This window comes from Clostridium autoethanogenum DSM 10061 (assembly GCF_001484725.1).
Taxonomy (GTDB): Bacteria; Bacillota; Clostridia; order Clostridiales; family Clostridiaceae; genus Clostridium_B; species Clostridium_B ljungdahlii.
The window spans coordinates 4,044,284-4,064,331 of sequence record NZ_CP012395.1; the positions used below are offsets into that span (position 1 = coordinate 4,044,284).

Here is a 20,048-nt window from a genome sequence, read left to right on the forward strand (position 1 = left end):
TTAAAATGTATTACAATCATTTATAAATATATTTTAAATTGTAGGCAATACAAAATACGGAGGATGTAATATAAATGGAAAATTCTCAAAAAGAACTAATGAAAGATTTTGTGATAAAAAATAAATTTTCATGTTATAACGATGATATAAAAGATATGGCAATCAGAAAATTACAAAACGAAATGAAAAAGGAATTTTTTGATGATATTATTGATTATAAAATACACAATATAAAAGATATAATGACAATATTTTTCAAATTTAATAATAATTTAGGTGTAAATTTACATTGTAATAGAATAATATATGATACATTAAGAACACATATCACATTTAGATATGAAATTGTATGCTATTGCGATAAAAAAAATCCTATATATAGTGAAGTTATAAGAACTTTTGAATATATGAAAATAGAAAGGATAAATGAAATATTTGAATTTATTAAAAGTTTACGAATATATTTTTTTGATATCGATCATCGTAAGTATAAGTATGATGGTTATGGTCATTTTGAAAGAAAGAAAAAGGATATGGTTAAATACATTGATAAATCTATAGAAGAAATTCTTATGTATGGGGTAGTAAAAAAATATTAACTAAAGATAAGAAAAGGAATTAAATATGTTTAATGATAAGATGAGGTTAATTAACGAGACTGTTTTTATAGATACTATTAAAAAAACTAGTATGTGTCTAAAGAAATCTAATGATATTTTAGAAAACTTAAAAGATGGAGTTACTAATAATGAGTATTATAATGCTTTATATATTTTAGATAAAACATGTAAAATTTTAGAAAATTTATCAGAAATGAATTTTAAAGAAGCAAAGCTGTATACTAAATTGATGTTACATAAAAGTGGAAATGAAGAGATTGAAAACAAAGTTGAAGACGATAATATTAAACAATTTTCTAAAGAATGAATTGAAGAAAACGCAGCAGGATTATCATTAGTCCTCTGCCTTTTTTGTCTAAAGTGAATAAATTTTTATAATAATTCAAATTATTTAGTATTTAATAGAGGAATTTCCTTCTACATTGTAGAATATTTACAAAAGAAGGGAGATGTTATCTATGATAATTAATCTAAAAAATATATCAGAGAAAAATATAAAAAATCTGTTGATTAATGGAGATAAAATTGTTAGAAATATAAACCGAATTAGTAAAAATACAAAAAATATTATTAAATTAAATGGAGCAACCTATGCTAAATTAAATATAGATATAAAATCATATGGATCTATATTTAATTTTTTAAATCAAAATTATAAAATGAATGAATATTATACTGATGAATTTATAAAGTATTTTATAAAATTTATGTTTGTAAATTTTAATGATGTATATTATGTAGTTTATGGCAATATAAGTGATCCAATAGATATTAAAGAATCAAAATTAATGCTAACTGGTATGTACTTAAACAAGTTATATTTAACTCTAACAGGACATGTATTTATTGAAGAACCAGACTTTGATATGAAAGTAATTTTAACTTATACTGATAATAAACTTTTAATAGATAAATTTGACAACTGGGGTATAAACCTTATTGATTAAACTAAGAAAAAGGTAGAAGAATATTTATTCTTTTACCTTTTCTTCATTATCTTTAATTATTTCCATTACATCTGAAAGATCACATTTTAAAACTTCACATATTATCTCAAGTAGAGAAAATTTTATGGAATCAGTGTTATTTGCAGCAAGTTTTTTTAAATTAGCATAATTGCATTTGCATTCCTTACTTAACCAATAGATTGTTTTCCCTTGTTTTTTTAGCTGTTCATTTATTTTAATATGTATCATAATAATTGCTCCCGTAAGTAGTATTTCTAACTGTATTATATACCTTTGAGCAATAGTGGTCAAGAAAAATAAAAAAAGTATATTTTTCAAATATAGTGCTTGACCGATAGTGCTTGAGGCAGTATAATAAGATTATAGAAAACAAACATAATTAAAACAAAGTTTTCTATTAATGTAATTTATAGCTTATACAAGGGTGGCAACCTAATAATTGGATGGGGGGATAATTATGGTATACTATCATTTTACACCAATTGATAACTTACCAAGTATTTTAAAATCTAGAACATTAGTTAATAAAAGTAATGGAGTGTTTGTGTGTGATAGTTTCGAGGACTTATGTAAATTTGTAACAATTTATCGTAATCTTAATGGATATAAACTAGATGATTTGGCATATATTAGCTTTGAAACGGATATGGAACTAGAGGAAAGTTTTGATCATGACAAAGAATTTTTTAATGGTGCTAGAGCCTATTATAGTTTGGATGATATAGAAATGGAAAATATATGCGTAAGTTTGTTTTCATAGAAATGAAATATAAAAAAAGCACCTAACAACCCACAAGGAAAATGTTAAGCACTAACTCCAATTAGATTATAACATAATCCTTATGGAAATCAAATAGTAGGAGGCTAAAACATGAGCAACGTATTAGAAATTAAGCAGCAACAATTACAGGAGAAAATAGGACAAATAGTTCCTTGGGATTATGTGCCTAAAGAAAATATTGAGCACGTATTTACAGTGTATATAAGTGGCAATATGCCTATAAAAATTAAATCGTCACTAACTTACAAACAATTTTGTAAAATATGTTAATTAAAAATTAAGAGGAGGATTTTATTATGGAAATGACAAATATAAAAAATTATAGTTCAGAGGATGAGGAAAGACAGATTTTTAATAGTATAGTAAAAAATGCAGTTGAAAGAAACTTAGGTGAAATTAAGGGACAAGATGTAATACTTCATTACAGTGGCGATATGGATTGTATCTTAAATATAGAGAATACACACGTTGCTACAGTTGCTTGTAAAGATAGAAAGATACATTATATCAGACTTTATGGAGATAACGAACAAGAGGTTGACATAGATGTTGATAAGATCAATTCTATTCAGAACGAAATTGACATGATAGATTTTTATATGCAAAATAACAATTTGATAACTATTGAGTTACAATAAAAGTATAATTTTATCTACAATTTTTAGACAACACAAATAAGGCTATAATAATGTAAAAAAACTAGCATTTATTACCTATAACCATATAATTTAAAATATTAGCAAAATATGATAAAAAATGAATTTGTATGAATTTTAAAAACTTGCTATTATATAAGGTACAGGAAGAACTCAACTCTTTTTGTACCTGATAGTAATTAAAAAAAATGTTCTTTGATAATTCAATATAAAATATATTTTTTATTTACAAATATTATTATAATCTTTAATTTTTTAAAAGTCAACAAGTTCGCATAAATTTTTATTTAACGAACTTGTTAAGTAAAATTACCACTTTACCGTCGTTTTTTGATTTTATAAAATAGCTACAATTGTTGATACATCTATGATTACAGGTTTCACTATCTTGGGATATATGGAGAGTAAAAAATAAAAATAGGGGGAATTTTATGATTAAGTATGTAAATAGGACAAGCAAAAAATTAAGACAAAAGGTATTAGATAAGGCACTAAAGGAAGAAATGGAATATTTAAGAAAGAGGTGTTTTCCTTGGCAAAAACAACCGTTCTTATATAATCCAGTAGTAGTTCATGAAAAAGTATTTTTACCAGACAAAGAAGAAGGTAACACATTAGGCTTATATAAATACAATGAGAAGGAAAATAAGCATTATGTTTATGTAGATAAAGCACATGTTTGGGGAGTACATAAAATGCCTGTAAGTTATTTAAGACAGTATTATTACAAAGAAGTTAGAGGAATTTTAAGACATGAATTAATCCATTGCTTTTGTCAGGAAAACTGGAATTATAAGTACATATCTTTTATTAAAAATATGGAACGAGACGCATCACCAATATTTCTTGCAATATTATATTTTTGTGATGGATATACAGGGCATAATTGTACAAAAGGATGGATGCAAACAGAGTTATATAAGAAGATAAAACAAAAGTATTTTAAAAATTATAAACAATTAGAAAAATATCTGGAAGATATGTTATGGAAATTTGCAATTCAGATTAATAAAATAAAAGAATTTACAAACGAGAAAAATTTTAAACTTGGTTTAGATGCTAATTATACAAAAATTTCTAATGAATTTGAGTTTGCACCTAGGAATAATGGACTAACTAAATTTTCTGAAATTAATTTTCAAGATATATTTTTTTCAAAATATAATAAAGATTTAAAAAATAGAAGAACAATTAAAAATGTAAGTAGGATATGGGAAATTGGTTGCAATGTAGATCCAAATAGACTCATAGAACTTTACAATAGAAAGCAATATTGTGAAGCTACATATTATAATACTAAAAAACGTCTAATAGTTCCAAATGCACAGATAACAAAACCAGAAAAGATTATAAATATAAAAGAAAATAAAAATTTTTAAGGGGGGAGTGATGATTATTTGAACATAAAAAGTATAAAAGTTGGACAAGTGATAAAAAATTATAAAGAGTTGTGTTTACTTATGGAAGAAAAAGTTTCTGCTGGAGATACGAAAAAGAAACAACTAAAAGAATGGGCTAGATATTTTAAGTGGCATAAAGAAGGTCAGAAATTTATTATTGATGAAATCTACAAAGATCCTTTACCTAAACAAGATAGAAGAAAAAATAATAGCCATAGCAAGTACATAGAAGAAATTAAGGATATTTTAACATACTATATACATGGACAAATACAAAGAACTGGAAATAATGTTGTGACATTATCTATTAGCGAACTAATTAATATATGTGGCTTTGCTAATAATACATACTCATTAAGTACATATAAAAAGAAAGAATTAAGTGACATATTACATATTGAATTAGTAGCAATATATAATTTTTATTCTTCTACTAGGACAGAATTTAAAAGAATTATAGAACGTGCATTAAAAAATTTGAAAAGTAGAAGTGTATTAATATATCAAGATACTTTCATAGTTGCCAATGTAGACAAAGGACATAATAAAGTAGATAAAAGACCTGCGACAGATGAAGAATATAATCTGATATTAGATACTCAAAATGAAATGCTAAAACATTACAACATGGAAAGCTTTAAAGATTTATTTTTGGCTGGTAAAAAAGTATATAAAAGTTTTATGAATGATGTAAATAAAGAATTAGAATGGGATTTTTATTATCCTGCATATAAGATAATATGTGGTAAAAATGCAGTAAAAAGAGAATACAAAAAAATAATAGATAAGAAAAAACAGTTGAATGATAAATCTATAGAAAGATGTAAAAATTTATTTAAAATAGTAGATGATAATTCCAATGAAAATAAATTGATAAATAATCTCATTTCATTTAAAAACTATAATCCTAATATTGATGATTTAATTCAAATCCAATACCAAAAAAATAAACATGAATATTTTAAAAAGTTAAATGAAGAAAATTATAGGATAAGTAAAATTGAAGAGGATTATAAAAATAAAGATGATGTTTCTTTATCTGATTTAAGTAAATATAAATATAAAACTAAAAGACATAACGATCATGAAGAATATTGGAGTTATCTACTAAATGAAATTGATACATATAATATCCAAAATTAAAAAGTTGAATGTTTTCAAACGCTAATTAAAAGGGTATTTAATATACCGTCAATCTTATTCAACTTTTCAATACAACATATATACATAAAAAATCTAATAACCATTAATTATGATTGGATTTGCGACCCGTAGGGGAAAAGCAAATACATATCATAATTATGAGGGACTTTTAAATTGTGTAGTGTAACGGAACAATTTAATAAGTACCGAACCTCTTATATATTAAGTTTAATTATAATAGTAAATTTGTTGTCAAAGACATTTTCAATTTATTAAATTTGTTCCGTTCCCTTTTGGGTCACTCACAAATATTAATAAATTGAGAGTTGGATTTTTAAAATATAAAAAATAAAATTGGGGGAATAAAATTATGTTAAATAAACAAGTAAGAATGTATTGTGTAAAATTAAATTTAGTTAGAACTGAAGAAGAGAAATATATGTGTTTGCAGAGAATAAGAATGGAACAAATACGATTTTTCTTGAAAAAACACATGTCTAATATTGTAAGAAGAGAATTAGAAGTTAAAAACTGGACGGAAGAATGTAGTAAATTATTTAAAGAAAAAATAAATGAAAATAAATATTATACATATATAGAATCTAAATTACGTGAAATTAAAAAAGATATACATAAATTATATGTAGCTAATAAAGATTTAGATAGAAGTGTTAAAAGTAAAGATATAAAAACAAAAGATATAATTGCAATAGGTGATAATAATCTTGTACGAGTGTTAGGACTTAATTTAGGAAGCTTTACAGATCAAATTATTACAGTTAAAGTTGGCGATATGGATAATATCATTGTAGAAAAAATAGTTAAAGATGGTTTAACTATAGATAAACAACATTATATTTTCTTTACAGCAGGAGCAGGACAAACAAGACAGAAAAAATTTATGATGATAAAAAATGATGAGGCTCTAAAAGATGTAATGTTAACTTTAATGAATGGACTTACTATAGAAGAAATTAATAAAAAGGGTGGAATGAATATATCAAAATTTCTAGCATATTTGAGTTTAAATAATTCTGGTTCTACTGTATGGGAAAATTTTGATATAGATAGATGTATAGTTGTTGCAGATTTTGAGACAATGGTGTCTGCTAAAGTAGATTATATTAGTAGGAAAACAGAGAAAGTAGAATATAGAGATAAGCTAGATAGAAAAAGAACTAAAGATGTTGCTAACTGGACAATAGATAAAAATAAGACAATGGATGTTCCAATACCACATTTTGATGGATTGGGTATTATGTTACCAAGTATAGCACAAAAAAATACCCAAGTTAGATTACCCTGGATAAAAGGATTGCTTACACCATTTAATTATATTGAATATATTAAAGAAAAAAGCTATGATACAAAAATTACAGATATTTATGGACAAGAGTATGACATTATAGAAGATAATATACAGATTATTTTTACAAAGAGCCAGTTCAAACTTACAAAGTATTATAACGATTGGCAGGAATATAAAGATAATTTTCACAAATATAATTGTACAGCTAATATTTGTATGCAAGATGAAGAAAAATCTGATAAATATAAAGATATGCAAATTAACTACCAAATGTTGCAGCAATTAATCAATATATCAGATAAACAAATAGAATTATTATGTAAAGACTTTAAAAGTTTAATTAGAAAGGTACATACTGATAGAAAATCTCAATTAGAATTTTTAAGTGCAACAAAGAAGAACGAACATAGAAATTATTTTCAAGAAGCATTAAGAATATATCCAGAAATGTTAAAATCTGCTTATGTTAATAAAAAAATAAGTAAGACAATTACAAAAGCTAAAAATGATGCTTGTTGTGGTAAGATAAAGATTAAAAATAGTAAGAGAATATTTATACTTAGTGATCCTATAGCATTTGTAGATTGGTTATTCGGGCATATAGAAGTTCCAGAAGGCTACCTAAAAGATGGAGAAGTGTATTGTAACTTGTATAAAAATGATGTTAAATTAGATGTTTTAAGAAGTCCAAGTTTGAGTTTTGAACATGTTATAAGAAAAAATGTAAGAGCAACTAAAGGAAAATATAAATGGTTTATCACCAATGGAATTTATACAAGTACCCATGATGTTATCTCAAAAACTTTGGCTTTTGATTGTGATGGAGACGAAGCTTTGGTTCTTAGTACGGATTGGATCATTTCTTTAGCTGAAGAAATGATTGATATTTATGATATACATCCTATATATTTTGAAATGGGTAAAGCTCCAGCAACACAGATTAATAAAGACAATATAGTTAAAAGTTTAATATTTGTATATAAAAAAAGTAATATAGGTAAGATTAGTAATACATTGACGAGAATGTGGAATTCTGAAAATCCAATGGATGATTATGAGATAATGCAAAAGCTATGTGCTTATAATAATGATATTATAGATTCCGCAAAAACTTTGTTTCTTCCGAAATTACCATCAGATGTTAATGAATTTATTAAAAATGATAAGTATCCGTATTTCTTCCAATATGCAAAAAATAAAAAAGAATTACAGTGTAAACCTATGAGTAATAGTGTAATGGATAGAATTTGTAAGAATATAGAAAACATAGAAAATACAAAATTTGATTATTCAAAAGGATTTGGAATATTTAGAGTAAAAACATTAATGTTTAATCAGGATAACATCGAAGTTAATAAGGATGTAATTATTAAATATTTAGAGATAGAAAAAGATACGACTGATAAAATTGATGAATATTCTAAAGAATTTACTAATGAAGATGAAGAAGACATGAAGAAAACAGATTTTAAAGAAATATTTTATGGTTATGCAAGAAAAGAATTTGAAACTTGGGGAAAAGAAAACAATATAGATATACTAAATATAGTAGATACTTTAATTAAATATACTTACAAAACGAATGATTTAAAAATGAGTTTTCTTTGGAATGTTTTTGGACAAGAGATTCTCAATAATATAAATATAAATATTAATAAACCTTTAGATAATGGATATTTAATGTGTGAGGACTGCGGAAAAAGGGTAAAAAGAGAAACAAATAATCAGAAAAGATGTCCTAAATGTGCTAAACAGAAAAGTCATAAAAAAGTTAAAGGGGATTCTAAACAAGTCTCTTAATCCTTATAAATACAACGTTTAAAGGTAATTAATAACAAAAAATATTTTTATATAAATTGCTATAAATGGGATAAATACTAGGATTAGAGCATATTTACAAATTCCTAAGATGGAATAGAGATAGAGTGAGAACTCGTAATAAATCAGTAAGGGAATGAACTTACACTAGGGTAGAATAATATAATTCTACCCTTAAAAATATGCTATAGTTTGTAATGTAGTAAGTATACAAATACACGTCCCATCCCAAAGGAAATGTTCATATAGGGAGCTGGTTACTCCCTATTATATTATTTTTTAATGCTTAAAAATATGTATACATAATTATTATATCATATATATGATAATTTGTAAATATAAAAATAAAAATTGGAGGAGAAATATGCTTAAACTTAAAAAAAAAAAAAGAAAATTGAAGTTAAAAGAAAGTGCGGATTAATTGGGAGAAGCCCACACGATCCTGACGATTTATTTTGGGATGAATATGGAGTATATAAAAAAGTATATGTAAATAAATTTGATAAAAATAGGGGGAATGAATAATGACTAATTGCAAAAAAATGTCAAATTTAAATGAGTATATAATTAGAAATTTACATATGGAAGTAATGGATTCAAATATTGTTCCTGTAAAGGATGAGATTGCAGCATGGAAAGACGCTAAACAGGATGAAAATGTAATTAAAAATTTGGAAAAGTATATAGGATATAATTGCTTATATGCTATAGATACATTAAACGGACTTTTCAAACAAGGATGTGTAATTATAGATGATGATATGAAATATATTGGATTTGTAGAAACTGTTTAATTTTTTTATTTAAAAATGGTTAACTTTTTACAAATACAATATAACATATAAAAAAATTAATGTCAATAAAAAATTTTAAAATATGATGATTCTTTTTTAAAGAAAACAGAAAAAATGAAAAACATCACATAATTTAATTAAGTAAATAAAAAATTGGAGGAGTTAATATATGTTAATAAAGCAAGGTAAAATAAATAAATGTGGAATCTATGGAATTAAGACAAACCAAGGCAAAATTTTATATGTGGGTGGAGCTAAAGAATGTAATGATGCTTATAGTAGACATAGGACTAATTTAATAAATGGTGCATATTGTGAAACCAATAAGGATGAACTACAAACAATTTTTAATACTGAACAAGATGATTTAATATTCTATGTTATTGAAGAATGTAAAGAAAATGAATTAGATAAAGAAGAAACTAAATATATAGAATTATATTCTAAGACTATCATAAATTCAGATATGAAGGGTAAAAGAAGGAAAAATAAATCCACACCAGAGGAAACAAAACATAGGAGACAAGCCAATGAGGGGGAAAATAATCCTCACAATACAAAACTATCTGAAGAAGATGTTTTTGATATATTGGATATGCTTAAAAATGGTGTGAATAGAGATATAATTGAAAACAAATATGATATTTGCAAGGGATATACATATAGAATTGGTTGTGACCGATGGGTAAAAACATATAACAAATGGAAAATAAAAAAAGAAGCATCTACTGCAATAGATACTTCAAATATTTGTACATCTGCAAATGTACAATTCGTTTCTTATAACTAATCATAATTATAACATATAACAAATGAAGATATACATAAGGGAGCAATTTTTTATTGCTCCCTACTTGATTTTTTTGTAATAGGAGGATTTAAAAAGATGGAAGAAGATAGGAAGAAGCATATAAGAACTAAGTCTCTAAATGCAATTACATATATTTTATATAAAAATCCATTACAAGACTTAGAATTTTGGAAAGATGAAAGCAACGGACAAATATTATTTCAAGTTTCAAATAGTCCAGAAAATTTGAGTGCTTATTTAGATTATAAGAAAGCTGTAAGATATGATTATATTCTCAAAGTAGATTTAATACTATATAACAATATTTTGCGAAGTGTGAAATATGCCACAAAAGAATATAGAAATAATTAAACTGAGAGGAAATGTTTTAATGTTTATTTTAATTTTTTATACAAAAATGTTGACAAAATTATATGATAGTTATAATATAAGTATACATAAAGATATATATTAACGTAGAGTTACTATATATCTTTATGTAGAAAATCAAGAGCCGACTAATTTCTTGATTAAAATTAATTAATATATTAAAGTTGTTAAAATTATATAAGTTATTATACTGAAAATTATATATGAATTTATAATTTCTGTGGAAGAGAAATTATAAATTATTGTAATATTATTACAGCAACTATTTTATTATAAATGTGATAATTGTTAAGATAGCTACTATAATTGTTAAGATATTGGCAATTATAGTTAAGTTTATTTTTTTCATACTATCATCACCTTTCTATAAGAAAATGTTCCAGTATGAATGCTTATTAATTTTAACAACAATTATGTTATACTATATTTTCTAAAAAATCAAGTTACGTTAATATTTATATTTTAGTAATCATATTAATCTTTCTAGTATTAATATATTGTGGAACTTATAAAACTATAGGTTCTTTTTTTATGAGTAATTATATTTTTAATATACCAGTACTATCCTTAGGTATTATTCTATAATATGCTTAACAAAGAAAAATATTTTCTATTAATTAGGAGTTTAATTCCTAAGTTTTATTATTGAATTGTCTCCTGAAAAATATTCTATTTAATATCTTTTAAATGCTATTCCTCAAATTAATGCACTATATGCATTGTTCTCATTTATAATTATATTATAACCTATCTCAAAGATGTATCTCAATTAATTTAGCTTTATGATAGCATATATACTATTATTAATCAATTTACGATAATTAATATATTTTAATATATTTTGCGATTAAAATATATTAATTATAATATAACGATGTTTTTCAATAAATACAAAAAATAATATAATTATTAAGATTTGTAGTATAATAAAGACATATAAGAGAGATAATGGAGATGGTTATATGGGATTTAGATTTAGAAAATCAATTAAGATTTTACCTGGAGTTAAATTAAATATTGGTAAAAAGGGCATAAACTCTGTTTCTGTAGGTGGACATGGATTTACTAAAAATATAAGTAAAAATGGAACTAGAACTACTGTAGGAATACCTGGTAGTGGAATTAGTTATACAGACTATAAAAAGAAAGATACTAAAAAACAACCCAAAAAGAAAGATGGACTAGATTTTTCTCAAAAAGTAGCAGGAAAAATAGTTAATGCTGAATTGAATTTTCAAGAAGTGCCTTTTGAAATGGAAAAGATACCATTCTTTAGTAAAGCAATGAAGGTTGAATTAGCAGCAACTATATTATTTTGCTTACTTGGAATTGTTCAAATTGCTATGATTGTTTTTGCAATGCCATTTTTATTAGCATTATTGTTTAGCATGATATTTAATAAGAGAGCTAAAGCAAATACAGCACAGTTTTATGGTATCAAGAATTATAAGCTTAGTAAATGGCAGGAATGCGTAGATTATTGTAATAAAAGCCTAAAATTAGTTTATAATGAGAGTACAGAAAAACTTAGAAATTTAGCACAAGAAAAGATTGACACTGGATTCAAAAATAAGCAATTTAGTGATAAAGAAATAAAAGATATATTAGATAAGGCTTAAATAGTAGCCTTATTTTTTTTATGTAAAAGTAGGTGATTATATGATATGGATTAATATTTGGTTTACAATATGGCTTTTATATTTAGTTTATCAAAATAGGAATTTTTATATTGAATTAATAAATAACTGTTGTAAAAGACATGGTTATAGTAATTTAATAGATTTTATTTTAGGACGAAAAAGTCCATATTTAATATTTAATAAGAAGAATAGAAAATGAGTAGATCACTTGATTCAAACAAATTAAAAAATAGAAAATTTATATCAATTTCTTCAAAAGAAGCATTAAAAGAAGTAATCCCTATAGATTGGAGTGAAGATGTATTAACTGGTAAGAAAAAAGTTATTGTAAACAAATTAGAAGGAATGGTGATTAATGATGAATATAAATGATTTAGAAAGAGTTAGTTATAAAATAAAGGATTATAATGATTTACTTGAATATTATAAAAATATGGGTGAGTTTATTAATACACATGGAAATATATTTACAATAGAGGAACAGATTAATTTCTTAAAAGATTACAATAAATTTGTAGATGAATTTAATAAGTTTACTAAAGATTATCAACTGGAATTATATGTAATGTATTTAATTGGAGGGATGATTTAAATGGAAATAAAAATAAATATTGATGCTGGAGAAGTATTGGAAGTGTTGGAGAATATAAAGAATGAAATTAAAAGTTTGGAAGATATGAAAGTAGAAACTAAAAAGAATGATGACTTAGATTATACATGTAATATAAAGATGGATGCTATTAATCCAAATGAATTATTAGCGCCAATAGGAAGAGAACTGACTAAGAAAATTTTAAAAGAACTGAATGAATAGATATGGCATTGAAGAAACTATGCAGTGGATGTGGTAAGATCATAGACTACAATCTTAAAAGATGTGAGGAATGTGAGAAGAAATACAAAGTAGATAAGGCAGAGAAGAACAGGACATATGATAAGAATGTAAGGCAATTAAGAGATAGGAAGTATACATCATTCTATCATTCAAAGGAATGGATTAAGACAGTAGATATAGTTAAAAGTAAGTGTAAAGGACTAGATATATATAGTTACTATATACTTAATAAGATCGAGTATGGTAACATATGTCATCATATAAGACCATTAAAGATAGATGGTTGGGATGATAGATGTAATGTATGTAGGATAGTGTATCTTACTTATAGTAACCATAAGTTAGTACATGGTATGCTGAATGATAACTATGAAGATACAGTACATATGATGATTGGTTTGGTAGATAGATGGAAGAGAGAATATGAAGGTATATTAAGGGATACTGGTATATAGTCTTAATATTAATACTAGTTTTATTGTATTAATATATGCTATATATTTTTTTTACAAAGGTTAAAGAAGTCAAAGTATATATGGTAGGGGTATGAGAAAAGTTTCGACAAATTTCACATTGACCGCATCCCAACTTTCCGTCAAACAAATTTCCGAAATGACAAGTTAAAATCAAATAACAATCATTATCAATTAGAAAGAGGAGGTGTTTATAATGGCATTATCTGCAAAACCTGTAGATTTACAAAGGTCACATTTAACAAAACAAGAAATTACAGAGAGAAAAGAAGAGGAGCAAAAATTAAAAGGTAATAATAATAAAGTTTATAAAGCACCTTCTTATCTTTCTAAGGAAGAAAAGAAATTATATAAATTCATAGTAAAAGAATTAGAAGCCAGTAATATATTAAATAATTTAGATATAACTATTTTAGAAACAACAGTAGATGCAATAGTAAAGATGAAAGAATGTAAAAAAATATTAGATGAGCATGGACTAGTGACACCTAAAGAAGATGGCACGTTGAGTAGAAATCCTGCAAGTTTAATTTACAAAGATTATGTGAATATATTTAATAAGTGTTGCAATGAGTTAGGTCTTTCTCCATCTTCAAGGGCAAAATTAAGCGTAATAAATGTTAATGCAAAATCTACAAAAGAAGATCCAGTTTTACAAGCTCTAAGAGATGATGATAAATGATTCTATTAGATAAAGCCTTACAATATTGTAAAGATGTAATGGAAGGTAAAGAAATTACAACATGGGAAGTTAAAAGACAATGTGAAATATTCTTAGAAGATTATAATACTAATCAATATAGAGAAGATTTTAAATATTATGCAGATGAAAAACAACTTAAAAAAATAAATAATTTATTGAAATTATTGAATTACGCTACGGGATTTGTAGCTGGAAAACAAGTATTAAAATATTTAGTTGGTTTCCAATGCTTTTTAGTATGTGGTGTATTTTTGTTCAGATATAAAGATAATCCACATAAATTTATGCATAATGACATAACTCTCTTCATGAGTCGTAAAAATGCAAAAACAAATTTGGTGGCTATTATATTTATATTGCTTATGCTAACAGAACAAAACTATTCAGAATTTTATTCTATATGTTTAACAAGGGAACTTGCAGCAGAATTAAGAAAGGCAATGGTACAAGTATTAGAAGCAAGTCCTTTAATATTAAAACATTTTACAATTAGTAAAACATTCACTGGAAAAATAGAATGTAAATTAACACATAACTTTTTTCAGCCGAGAACTTCAGAACCAGGTAAGAACAATTCTGTACGACCTTCAGCAATGGTAGGAGATGAATTTGCTAATTTTCAGAATGCAGATAATTTTAACGCATTGCGAGGTGGAATGAAGAATGTTATCAATCCTGTAGTTTTCCGTACCACAACAGCATATGCAATAACTAATTCTATTATGGAAGAAGAAATTGATTATATTAGAAAAGTATTTAATGGTGTTGTAGATGATGAAAGACAATTTGCACTGCTATATTATGCAGAAGAAAAACATTTATGGGATGATACGGGTATATATCAGAGTAATCCACTAAGGATTAAAGAAAATTATAATATTATTAGAGATAATAGGAAGAAAGCATTATTAAAACCAACAGAAAAGATTGAATATATAACTAAAGATATGAATAATTTTCTACAAAATGCTAGTGAACATACATATTTAGACGTGAAAGAATGGAAAAAACATTCTGTTCCTAAGATAGATTTGAAGGGTAAAGAGGTTGTTGTAGGTGGAGATTTTGCAATTTCATTAGATTTAAATGGTATATCTATAATGTATAAGGAAAATGGTAAGTATTATTTAATGTCTAAAGGATTTTTACCCAAAGATACATTACCTGAACGTAGAGAAAAAATTGATTATGTACAGTATGAACAAGATGGATATTGTGAATTAATGGAAGGTAGAATTGCTGATTATAACAGAATAGAGGAATATATAAGAAACATTGAGCCTATGTATAATTGTAAAATTAAATGCATAGTATCTGATCCTTATAATGCCTTGCAGATGATGAACAATCTAGCAAAAAATTATGATGTAATTTTATTAAAACAATCTTTTAGTGCTTTAAGTCCAAGCATCAAAAATTTTAGAGATAGTGTTTATAATGGGGAAATAGTTTATCAGGAAAATAAGTTGTTAGATTATTGTGTCAGTAATGCTGTAGAGCATAGAGCAAAAATTACAGAAGATATTTTGCTCGCAAAAGAAGATAAAAATAAAAACAGAATAGATTTACTTATGAGTTCAATTTTTGCTTATAGTCAATTATGGATGGTAGAAGATAAAATAGAACTTACAGATGAGTATATTAAAAGTTTTTATTCTTAAAGTGGGGAGTGAATATGAAATATATAGCTATAATAAATAGAATTAAAGCAAAAAAAGCAACAATAAACAACTATATACATAATAAATTTAATAAAATAAAGCAGTTTATAAGCCAAAATATAGAAGATATATTAATATTTTTAGGCTTATTTTTTATTTTATATGCTACTTTTCTAATAAATTATATAGCATTTTTATATATTTTAGGCTTTATTTTATTAGGAATTGGTGTATTTTTAATAAAATTTCCTAAGAAATGATAGAGGAGGGAGGTGAAAATATAGAATATGGGATTATTTAAAAGTAGATTACAGAGTAAAGATATAAAAGATACAACATATGGTTTATCTGATCCTGGATTATTAAGTTTATTGGGAATAGATAGTGCTACAATAAATTCAGACAAGTTGGGAGAGATAGTATTCTTTACATGCCTACAAACTCTATCTAATTCTGTTAGTAAATTACCAATATATTTATATTCTTATAATGCTATAAAAGGAAAAGAGAGAATTATAGATAATAATTTAAATTACATTTTAAATATAGAACCAAATGAATACATGAGTGCAAGTACATTCTGGTCTTGTGTAGAATTAAACCGTAATTTTTATGGCAATTGTTATGTGTATGTTAACAGAGATAATAAAGGTAATATAAATTTTTTATGGATACTTGATACCGAAAATGTAACTGTTTGGAGAGATAGTGCAGGATTATTTGGACAGCAAAATGCCATGTGGTATGTTTGGTATGATAAAAATAATAGTGGTAAAAAGTATCTTTTTAGTGCAGATGAAATATTACATTATAAAACAGCCATAACATGGGATGGAATAATAGGAATGGCTGTAAAAGACATATTATCACAGCAAATAGACACACAAAAATATGGAGAAGGATATATTAATAACCTTTATAAGAACAATATGTTTGGGGATAAAGTTTTACTCCAATATACAGGAGATTTAGGAACAAAAGCTAAAGATACTTTAGTGAAGGAGACAGAAAAATATTGTAATTCTAATGGAACAAGGTTTTTGCCAATTCCTGCAACTATAGAAGCAAAGACATTATCAATGAAATTATCAGAAGCTGAATTCTCTACTATAAATAACACAAATGCTTTAAGAATTGCAGCAGCGTTTGGATTAAATCCAAATACCATCAATGATTATGGTAAGTCTTCCTATGCTAATTCCGTTAGTCAGCAAACAGATTTTTATGTTAATACATTATCTCCTATTTTAAATATGTATAAGCAAGAGAATACCAGAAAATTATTATTATTTAAAGATAAAATGAATGGAAATTTTCTTGAACATTACACTAAGGAAATATTTAAATTAGATCCAACAGCACAAATGGATTATTTAACAAAAGGTGTAAACAACATGATTATCAGACCAAATGAAGCTAGAGAAGAATTAGGTTATAGTTGGGCAGACAATGGTGACACATTAATAGGCAATGGAAACTTGGTTACATTGGATAATATAATAAGTGGTAAAACTAATACTCAACCAAGTAATGATACCAATATAGATAATAATTCCAATGATGATGGAGGTGAACAAAATAATAATGAGAAATAAAAAATTTTATGAATTTAAAAATGTAGGAAATGAAAGTTTAGACATTATGGTATATGGAGAAATAGTTTCTGGTGGACAAGATAGTAAATGGGATAGTACAGATGTATGTTTCCAAGATTTTAAGGATACTTTAGATAATTTAGGTAATACAAAAACTGTAAATTTATATATTAATAGCGTAGGGGGAAGTGTAATAACTACACAGGGAATTATTGCTATGTTACAAAGAGTAAAAGACAAAGGTGTGGTAGTTAATAGTTATATAGATGGACTTGGAGCCTCTTGTGCAAGTTTTCTTCCAATGATTTCTGATAATATATATGCTTATAATTCTAGTATTCTCATGATACATAAACCGATGAATATTGTAATGGGAAACGCTGATGATATGCAATCTCAAATTGATATACTAAATAAATTTGAAGATTCTGTAATGTTGCCTTTATATATGAGCAAAGCCAAAGATGGAGTTACAGATGAACAAATAAAAGATATGTTAAGCAAAGAAACATGGATGGATGCAACAGAAATGAGTAACATATTTGATATTACTATCTTAGAAGATGACAAAGACTTGACAGCCTGTATAAATGATGAAAGTATCCTTGATAATTATAAAAATATACCTAAATCTCTAAAAGATATATTAATGAAAGAATCTAAAGTAATTGAAAAAGTAAAAGATAAAGCTGAAGAGGAGAGACTAAAACAAATACAAGATAATAAAGATAAAGAAAAACAGGAGCTAGAATTATTAAAAGCAAAATTGTTATTAGAACTAGAGTGATAGTTCTTTTTTATGTCCAAAAATAAAAAATAAAATTAAAAGCGAGGTAAATTATATATGAAAAAATCAGACGAATTGAAAAAAGAATTACAAGAATTAAAGGATTCCGCAGAAAAATTAACTGTAGCAAAGGAAATAACAGATAAAATTGAAGAAATTAAAGCAGTAAAAGCTAAGATAACTTTAGCAGAAATGGAAGAAGCTGAAGCTAAAGCAGAAGCAGAAAGTAAGACTAAGGATGTTGAAGATAAAACTAAAAAAACTGAATTGAAAGATAAAAATTTAGGATTAATAGTTGCCAAGGCTATTGCAGGAAAAGAAATGACAGATGCAGAAGCTAAAGCATTTAAAGAAATTAGAAATACTGTAATCGAGGGAGATAGAACAAAGGGTGGAGTAGTAATTACACCAGATGTTTCTACAAAAATAATAGAATATCAGGATGCCACTAGAAATTTTGACATAAGACCATACATAAATGTAGAGCCAGTTGGAACTATGACAGGAACTAGACCAATAGCTAATAATATTCCACAAGCAGCAGGTTTTCCATCTTTAGATGAAGATGCAGAAATACAAGAAATGTATGAGCCAACATTTGAAGATATGAGTTATACAGTTCGTAAATATGGTGGATTTATACCTTTGACTTCAGAATTATTGGAGGATTCCGCAGAAAACATTCTAGCATTTATAACAAAATGGTTAGGTGAAAATGAGTTAAATACATATGCATACCAGATATTTAATGGAACAGGTGTAAAATCTGCACAAGGAATTATGACAGAAGCAAAAGTAGGTGGAGCATTAGAGAGTAGATTAGAAAGTATAAATACAGCACCAGATATTAAGAAATTCAAACATATATTTAATGTAGATTTAGAAAGTGTCAGCAATGATAATTTAGTGATATTTACAAATTGTGAAGGTTACGATTATTTAGATTCATTGGAAGATGCACAAGGACATAGTTATTTACAGCCAGATGCAACAAAACAATCTGGATTTACTTTTCTTGGTAGGGAAATTGTAAAAGTTCCTAAGAAATTCCTTGCAGATGTAGTAACAGGTACAGGAGAAACAGCAGTAACACAAGTACCATTTATTATGGGATCTTTAACGGATTTATATACTATGTTTGATAGAAAAGTAATGTCTTTAGAATCATCTAATGTAGGTGGAGATGCTTGGAGAAAAGATAGAACAGAAGTTAAAGGTGTATTCAGATTTGATGGTAAACTTCTTAATAAAAATGCAATTAAAGTATTATTAGCTAAATTAGCTTAAAAAACTTTAATAAATAAGGGTAATTTATAAGACTTAATAGGTCTTTTTTTATTGCTCTTATTTATTTAGGAATAAAAAGGATGGTGATGTAATTGATAGTAAGTTTAGCAGAAGCAAAAGAATGGCTAACAGTAGATTATGATGATAAAGACAACGATATACAGCTATTATGTGATTCCGCAGAAGCTTATTTATTTAATGCAACTGGAATAACTTTCGATAATACTAATCCTTTAGCAAAATTATATTGTAGAGTACTTATAACAGACTGGTTCGATAATAATGGACTAATGACAGATAAAGTTAGCGAAAAAGCTAGATTTTCATTACAATCTATTATGCTACAATTGCAATACTCTTATACCGTAGATACTACTACCACTACTACGGGGGTATAA

25 protein-coding genes are annotated in these 20,048 nt (G+C 25.6%); 24 read left to right on the forward strand and 1 reads right to left on the reverse strand.

Annotation, left to right across the window (positions count from 1 at the left end; genetic code table 11):
• The first annotated feature begins 74 nt into the window (after positions 1-74).
• The 3 genes from CLAU_RS18375 to CLAU_RS18385 all read left to right on the forward strand — a co-directional run bounded on the left by CLAU_RS18375 (position 75) and on the right by CLAU_RS18385 (position 1,567).
• Complete coding sequence (locus CLAU_RS18375) at positions 75-599, forward strand: hypothetical protein (RefSeq protein ID WP_029170230.1); 525 nt, start codon at positions 75-77, stop codon at positions 597-599.
• Positions 600-624: 25 nt separating this feature from the next.
• Positions 625-927: a hypothetical protein gene (locus CLAU_RS18380; protein ID WP_023163384.1), complete on the forward strand. Its 303-nt coding sequence runs from the start codon at positions 625-627 to the stop codon at positions 925-927.
• A 151-nt stretch (positions 928-1,078) separates the two neighbouring features.
• Positions 1,079-1,567, forward strand: coding sequence for a DL-endopeptidase inhibitor IseA family protein (locus CLAU_RS18385; protein ID WP_023163385.1), 489 nt, complete (start codon positions 1,079-1,081; stop codon positions 1,565-1,567).
• Positions 1,568-1,591: 24 nt separating this feature from the next.
• Here the strand turns inward: CLAU_RS18385 and CLAU_RS18390 are convergent, their stop codons facing one another.
• Positions 1,592-1,816: a helix-turn-helix domain-containing protein gene (locus CLAU_RS18390; protein ID WP_023163386.1), complete on the reverse strand. Its 225-nt coding sequence runs from the start codon at positions 1,814-1,816 to the stop codon at positions 1,592-1,594.
• A 229-nt stretch (positions 1,817-2,045) separates the two neighbouring features.
• On the opposite strand from CLAU_RS18390, the gene CLAU_RS18395 reads away from it, so the two are divergent.
• From CLAU_RS18395 to CLAU_RS18495, 21 genes are all read left to right on the forward strand, one after another.
• Entirely contained in the window at positions 2,046-2,348 is a 303-nt protein-coding gene (locus CLAU_RS18395; protein ID WP_023163387.1) for a hypothetical protein, read from the forward strand.
• A 111-nt stretch (positions 2,349-2,459) separates the two neighbouring features.
• The gene (locus tag CLAU_RS18400) at positions 2,460-2,639 is read left to right on the forward strand and encodes a hypothetical protein (RefSeq protein WP_023163388.1); all 180 of its coding nucleotides are present in this window, start codon (positions 2,460-2,462) and stop codon (positions 2,637-2,639) included.
• 26 nt (positions 2,640-2,665) lie between these two features.
• Positions 2,666-3,007 carry a hypothetical protein gene (locus tag CLAU_RS18405; protein ID WP_023163389.1) on the forward strand — a complete coding sequence of 114 codons (342 nt, stop codon included), beginning with the start codon at positions 2,666-2,668 and terminating at the stop codon, positions 3,005-3,007.
• 449 nt (positions 3,008-3,456) lie between these two features.
• Positions 3,457-4,404: a hypothetical protein gene (locus CLAU_RS18410; protein WP_023163390.1), complete on the forward strand. Its 948-nt coding sequence runs from the start codon at positions 3,457-3,459 to the stop codon at positions 4,402-4,404.
• A gap of 18 nt (positions 4,405-4,422) precedes the next feature.
• Positions 4,423-5,568, forward strand: a complete 1,146-nt coding sequence (locus CLAU_RS18415) for a hypothetical protein (protein WP_023163391.1) — start codon at positions 4,423-4,425, stop codon at positions 5,566-5,568.
• A gap of 370 nt (positions 5,569-5,938) precedes the next feature.
• Complete coding sequence (locus CLAU_RS18420; protein WP_023163392.1) at positions 5,939-8,677, forward strand: RNA-dependent RNA polymerase; 2,739 nt, start codon at positions 5,939-5,941, stop codon at positions 8,675-8,677.
• Between the two features lie 542 nt (positions 8,678-9,219).
• Positions 9,220-9,489 carry a hypothetical protein gene (locus tag CLAU_RS18425; protein WP_023163393.1) on the forward strand — a complete coding sequence of 90 codons (270 nt, stop codon included), beginning with the start codon at positions 9,220-9,222 and terminating at the stop codon, positions 9,487-9,489.
• 169 nt (positions 9,490-9,658) lie between these two features.
• A complete protein-coding gene (locus CLAU_RS18430; protein ID WP_023163394.1) occupies positions 9,659-10,279 on the forward strand; it encodes a GIY-YIG nuclease family protein in 621 nt (206 codons plus the stop codon).
• A 96-nt stretch (positions 10,280-10,375) separates the two neighbouring features.
• Complete coding sequence (locus tag CLAU_RS18435; protein ID WP_023163395.1) at positions 10,376-10,651, forward strand: hypothetical protein; 276 nt, start codon at positions 10,376-10,378, stop codon at positions 10,649-10,651.
• Positions 10,652-11,631: 980 nt separating this feature from the next.
• Positions 11,632-12,288 carry a DUF4236 domain-containing protein gene (locus CLAU_RS20155; protein WP_023163396.1) on the forward strand — a complete coding sequence of 219 codons (657 nt, stop codon included), beginning with the start codon at positions 11,632-11,634 and terminating at the stop codon, positions 12,286-12,288.
• A 216-nt stretch (positions 12,289-12,504) separates the two neighbouring features.
• Positions 12,505-12,681, forward strand: coding sequence for a hypothetical protein (locus CLAU_RS20925; RefSeq protein WP_023163398.1), 177 nt, complete (start codon positions 12,505-12,507; stop codon positions 12,679-12,681).
• A complete protein-coding gene (locus CLAU_RS18450) occupies positions 12,665-12,901 on the forward strand; it encodes a hypothetical protein (RefSeq protein WP_023163399.1) in 237 nt (78 codons plus the stop codon). The genes CLAU_RS20925 and CLAU_RS18450 overlap by 17 nt, the downstream gene beginning before the upstream one ends.
• On the forward strand, positions 12,902-13,123 hold the full coding sequence (locus CLAU_RS18455) for a hypothetical protein (protein ID WP_023163400.1): 222 nt from the start codon (positions 12,902-12,904) through the stop codon (positions 13,121-13,123).
• 2 nt (positions 13,124-13,125) lie between these two features.
• Positions 13,126-13,599 carry a hypothetical protein gene (locus tag CLAU_RS18460; RefSeq protein ID WP_023163401.1) on the forward strand — a complete coding sequence of 158 codons (474 nt, stop codon included), beginning with the start codon at positions 13,126-13,128 and terminating at the stop codon, positions 13,597-13,599.
• Between the two features lie 214 nt (positions 13,600-13,813).
• Positions 13,814-14,299 (forward strand): phage terminase small subunit P27 family, encoded by a 486-nt coding sequence (locus tag CLAU_RS18465; RefSeq protein ID WP_023163402.1) that lies wholly within the window; start codon positions 13,814-13,816, stop codon positions 14,297-14,299.
• The gene (locus CLAU_RS18470) at positions 14,296-15,981 is read left to right on the forward strand and encodes a terminase TerL endonuclease subunit (RefSeq protein ID WP_023163403.1); all 1,686 of its coding nucleotides are present in this window, start codon (positions 14,296-14,298) and stop codon (positions 15,979-15,981) included. The genes CLAU_RS18465 and CLAU_RS18470 overlap by 4 nt, the downstream gene beginning before the upstream one ends.
• Before the next feature lie 14 nt (positions 15,982-15,995).
• Positions 15,996-16,241: a hypothetical protein gene (locus CLAU_RS18475; protein WP_023163404.1), complete on the forward strand. Its 246-nt coding sequence runs from the start codon at positions 15,996-15,998 to the stop codon at positions 16,239-16,241.
• A gap of 27 nt (positions 16,242-16,268) precedes the next feature.
• Entirely contained in the window at positions 16,269-17,576 is a 1,308-nt protein-coding gene (locus CLAU_RS18480; protein WP_023163405.1) for a phage portal protein, read from the forward strand.
• Positions 17,566-18,363, forward strand: coding sequence for a head maturation protease, ClpP-related (locus tag CLAU_RS18485; RefSeq protein WP_023163406.1), 798 nt, complete (start codon positions 17,566-17,568; stop codon positions 18,361-18,363). Before CLAU_RS18480 ends, CLAU_RS18485 begins: the two co-directional genes overlap by 11 nt.
• Before the next feature lie 57 nt (positions 18,364-18,420).
• Complete coding sequence (locus CLAU_RS18490; RefSeq protein ID WP_023163407.1) at positions 18,421-19,650, forward strand: phage major capsid protein; 1,230 nt, start codon at positions 18,421-18,423, stop codon at positions 19,648-19,650.
• A gap of 92 nt (positions 19,651-19,742) precedes the next feature.
• Positions 19,743-20,048 carry a head-tail connector protein gene (locus CLAU_RS18495; protein WP_023163408.1) on the forward strand — a complete coding sequence of 102 codons (306 nt, stop codon included), beginning with the start codon at positions 19,743-19,745 and terminating at the stop codon, positions 20,046-20,048.

Bases quoted from the DNA above. Each gene is read 5' to 3' on its own strand.
- CLAU_RS18400 (WP_023163388.1), top strand. From the start codon at position 2,460: ATGAGCAACGTATTAGAAATTAAGCAGCAACAATTACAGGAGAAAATA.
- CLAU_RS18490 (WP_023163407.1), top strand. From the start codon at position 18,421: ATGAAAAAATCAGACGAATTGAAAAAAGAATTACAAGAATTAAAGGAT.
- CLAU_RS18465 (WP_023163402.1), top strand. From the start codon at position 13,814: ATGGCATTATCTGCAAAACCTGTAGATTTACAAAGGTCACATTTAACA.
- CLAU_RS18460 (WP_023163401.1), top strand. From the start codon at position 13,126: ATGGCATTGAAGAAACTATGCAGTGGATGTGGTAAGATCATAGACTAC.
- CLAU_RS18485 (WP_023163406.1), top strand. From the start codon at position 17,566: ATGAGAAATAAAAAATTTTATGAATTTAAAAATGTAGGAAATGAAAGT.
- CLAU_RS18450 (WP_023163399.1), top strand. From the start codon at position 12,665: ATGATGAATATAAATGATTTAGAAAGAGTTAGTTATAAAATAAAGGAT.
- CLAU_RS18475 (WP_023163404.1), top strand. From the start codon at position 15,996: ATGAAATATATAGCTATAATAAATAGAATTAAAGCAAAAAAAGCAACA.
- CLAU_RS18395 (WP_023163387.1), top strand. From the start codon at position 2,046: ATGGTATACTATCATTTTACACCAATTGATAACTTACCAAGTATTTTA.
- CLAU_RS18385 (WP_023163385.1), top strand. From the start codon at position 1,079: ATGATAATTAATCTAAAAAATATATCAGAGAAAAATATAAAAAATCTG.
- CLAU_RS20925 (WP_023163398.1), top strand. From the start codon at position 12,505: ATGAGTAGATCACTTGATTCAAACAAATTAAAAAATAGAAAATTTATA.
- CLAU_RS18455 (WP_023163400.1), top strand. From the start codon at position 12,902: ATGGAAATAAAAATAAATATTGATGCTGGAGAAGTATTGGAAGTGTTG.
- CLAU_RS20155 (WP_023163396.1), top strand. From the start codon at position 11,632: ATGGGATTTAGATTTAGAAAATCAATTAAGATTTTACCTGGAGTTAAA.
- CLAU_RS18405 (WP_023163389.1), top strand. From the start codon at position 2,666: ATGGAAATGACAAATATAAAAAATTATAGTTCAGAGGATGAGGAAAGA.
- CLAU_RS18410 (WP_023163390.1), top strand. From the start codon at position 3,457: ATGATTAAGTATGTAAATAGGACAAGCAAAAAATTAAGACAAAAGGTA.
- CLAU_RS18430 (WP_023163394.1), top strand. From the start codon at position 9,659: ATGTTAATAAAGCAAGGTAAAATAAATAAATGTGGAATCTATGGAATT.
- CLAU_RS18425 (WP_023163393.1), top strand. From the start codon at position 9,220: ATGACTAATTGCAAAAAAATGTCAAATTTAAATGAGTATATAATTAGA.
- CLAU_RS18380 (WP_023163384.1), top strand. From the start codon at position 625: ATGTTTAATGATAAGATGAGGTTAATTAACGAGACTGTTTTTATAGAT.
- CLAU_RS18420 (WP_023163392.1), top strand. From the start codon at position 5,939: ATGTTAAATAAACAAGTAAGAATGTATTGTGTAAAATTAAATTTAGTT.
- CLAU_RS18390 (WP_023163386.1), bottom strand. From the start codon at position 1,816: ATGATACATATTAAAATAAATGAACAGCTAAAAAAACAAGGGAAAACA.
- CLAU_RS18375 (WP_029170230.1), top strand. From the start codon at position 75: ATGGAAAATTCTCAAAAAGAACTAATGAAAGATTTTGTGATAAAAAAT.
- CLAU_RS18470 (WP_023163403.1), top strand. From the start codon at position 14,296: ATGATTCTATTAGATAAAGCCTTACAATATTGTAAAGATGTAATGGAA.
- CLAU_RS18435 (WP_023163395.1), top strand. From the start codon at position 10,376: ATGGAAGAAGATAGGAAGAAGCATATAAGAACTAAGTCTCTAAATGCA.
- CLAU_RS18480 (WP_023163405.1), top strand. From the start codon at position 16,269: ATGGGATTATTTAAAAGTAGATTACAGAGTAAAGATATAAAAGATACA.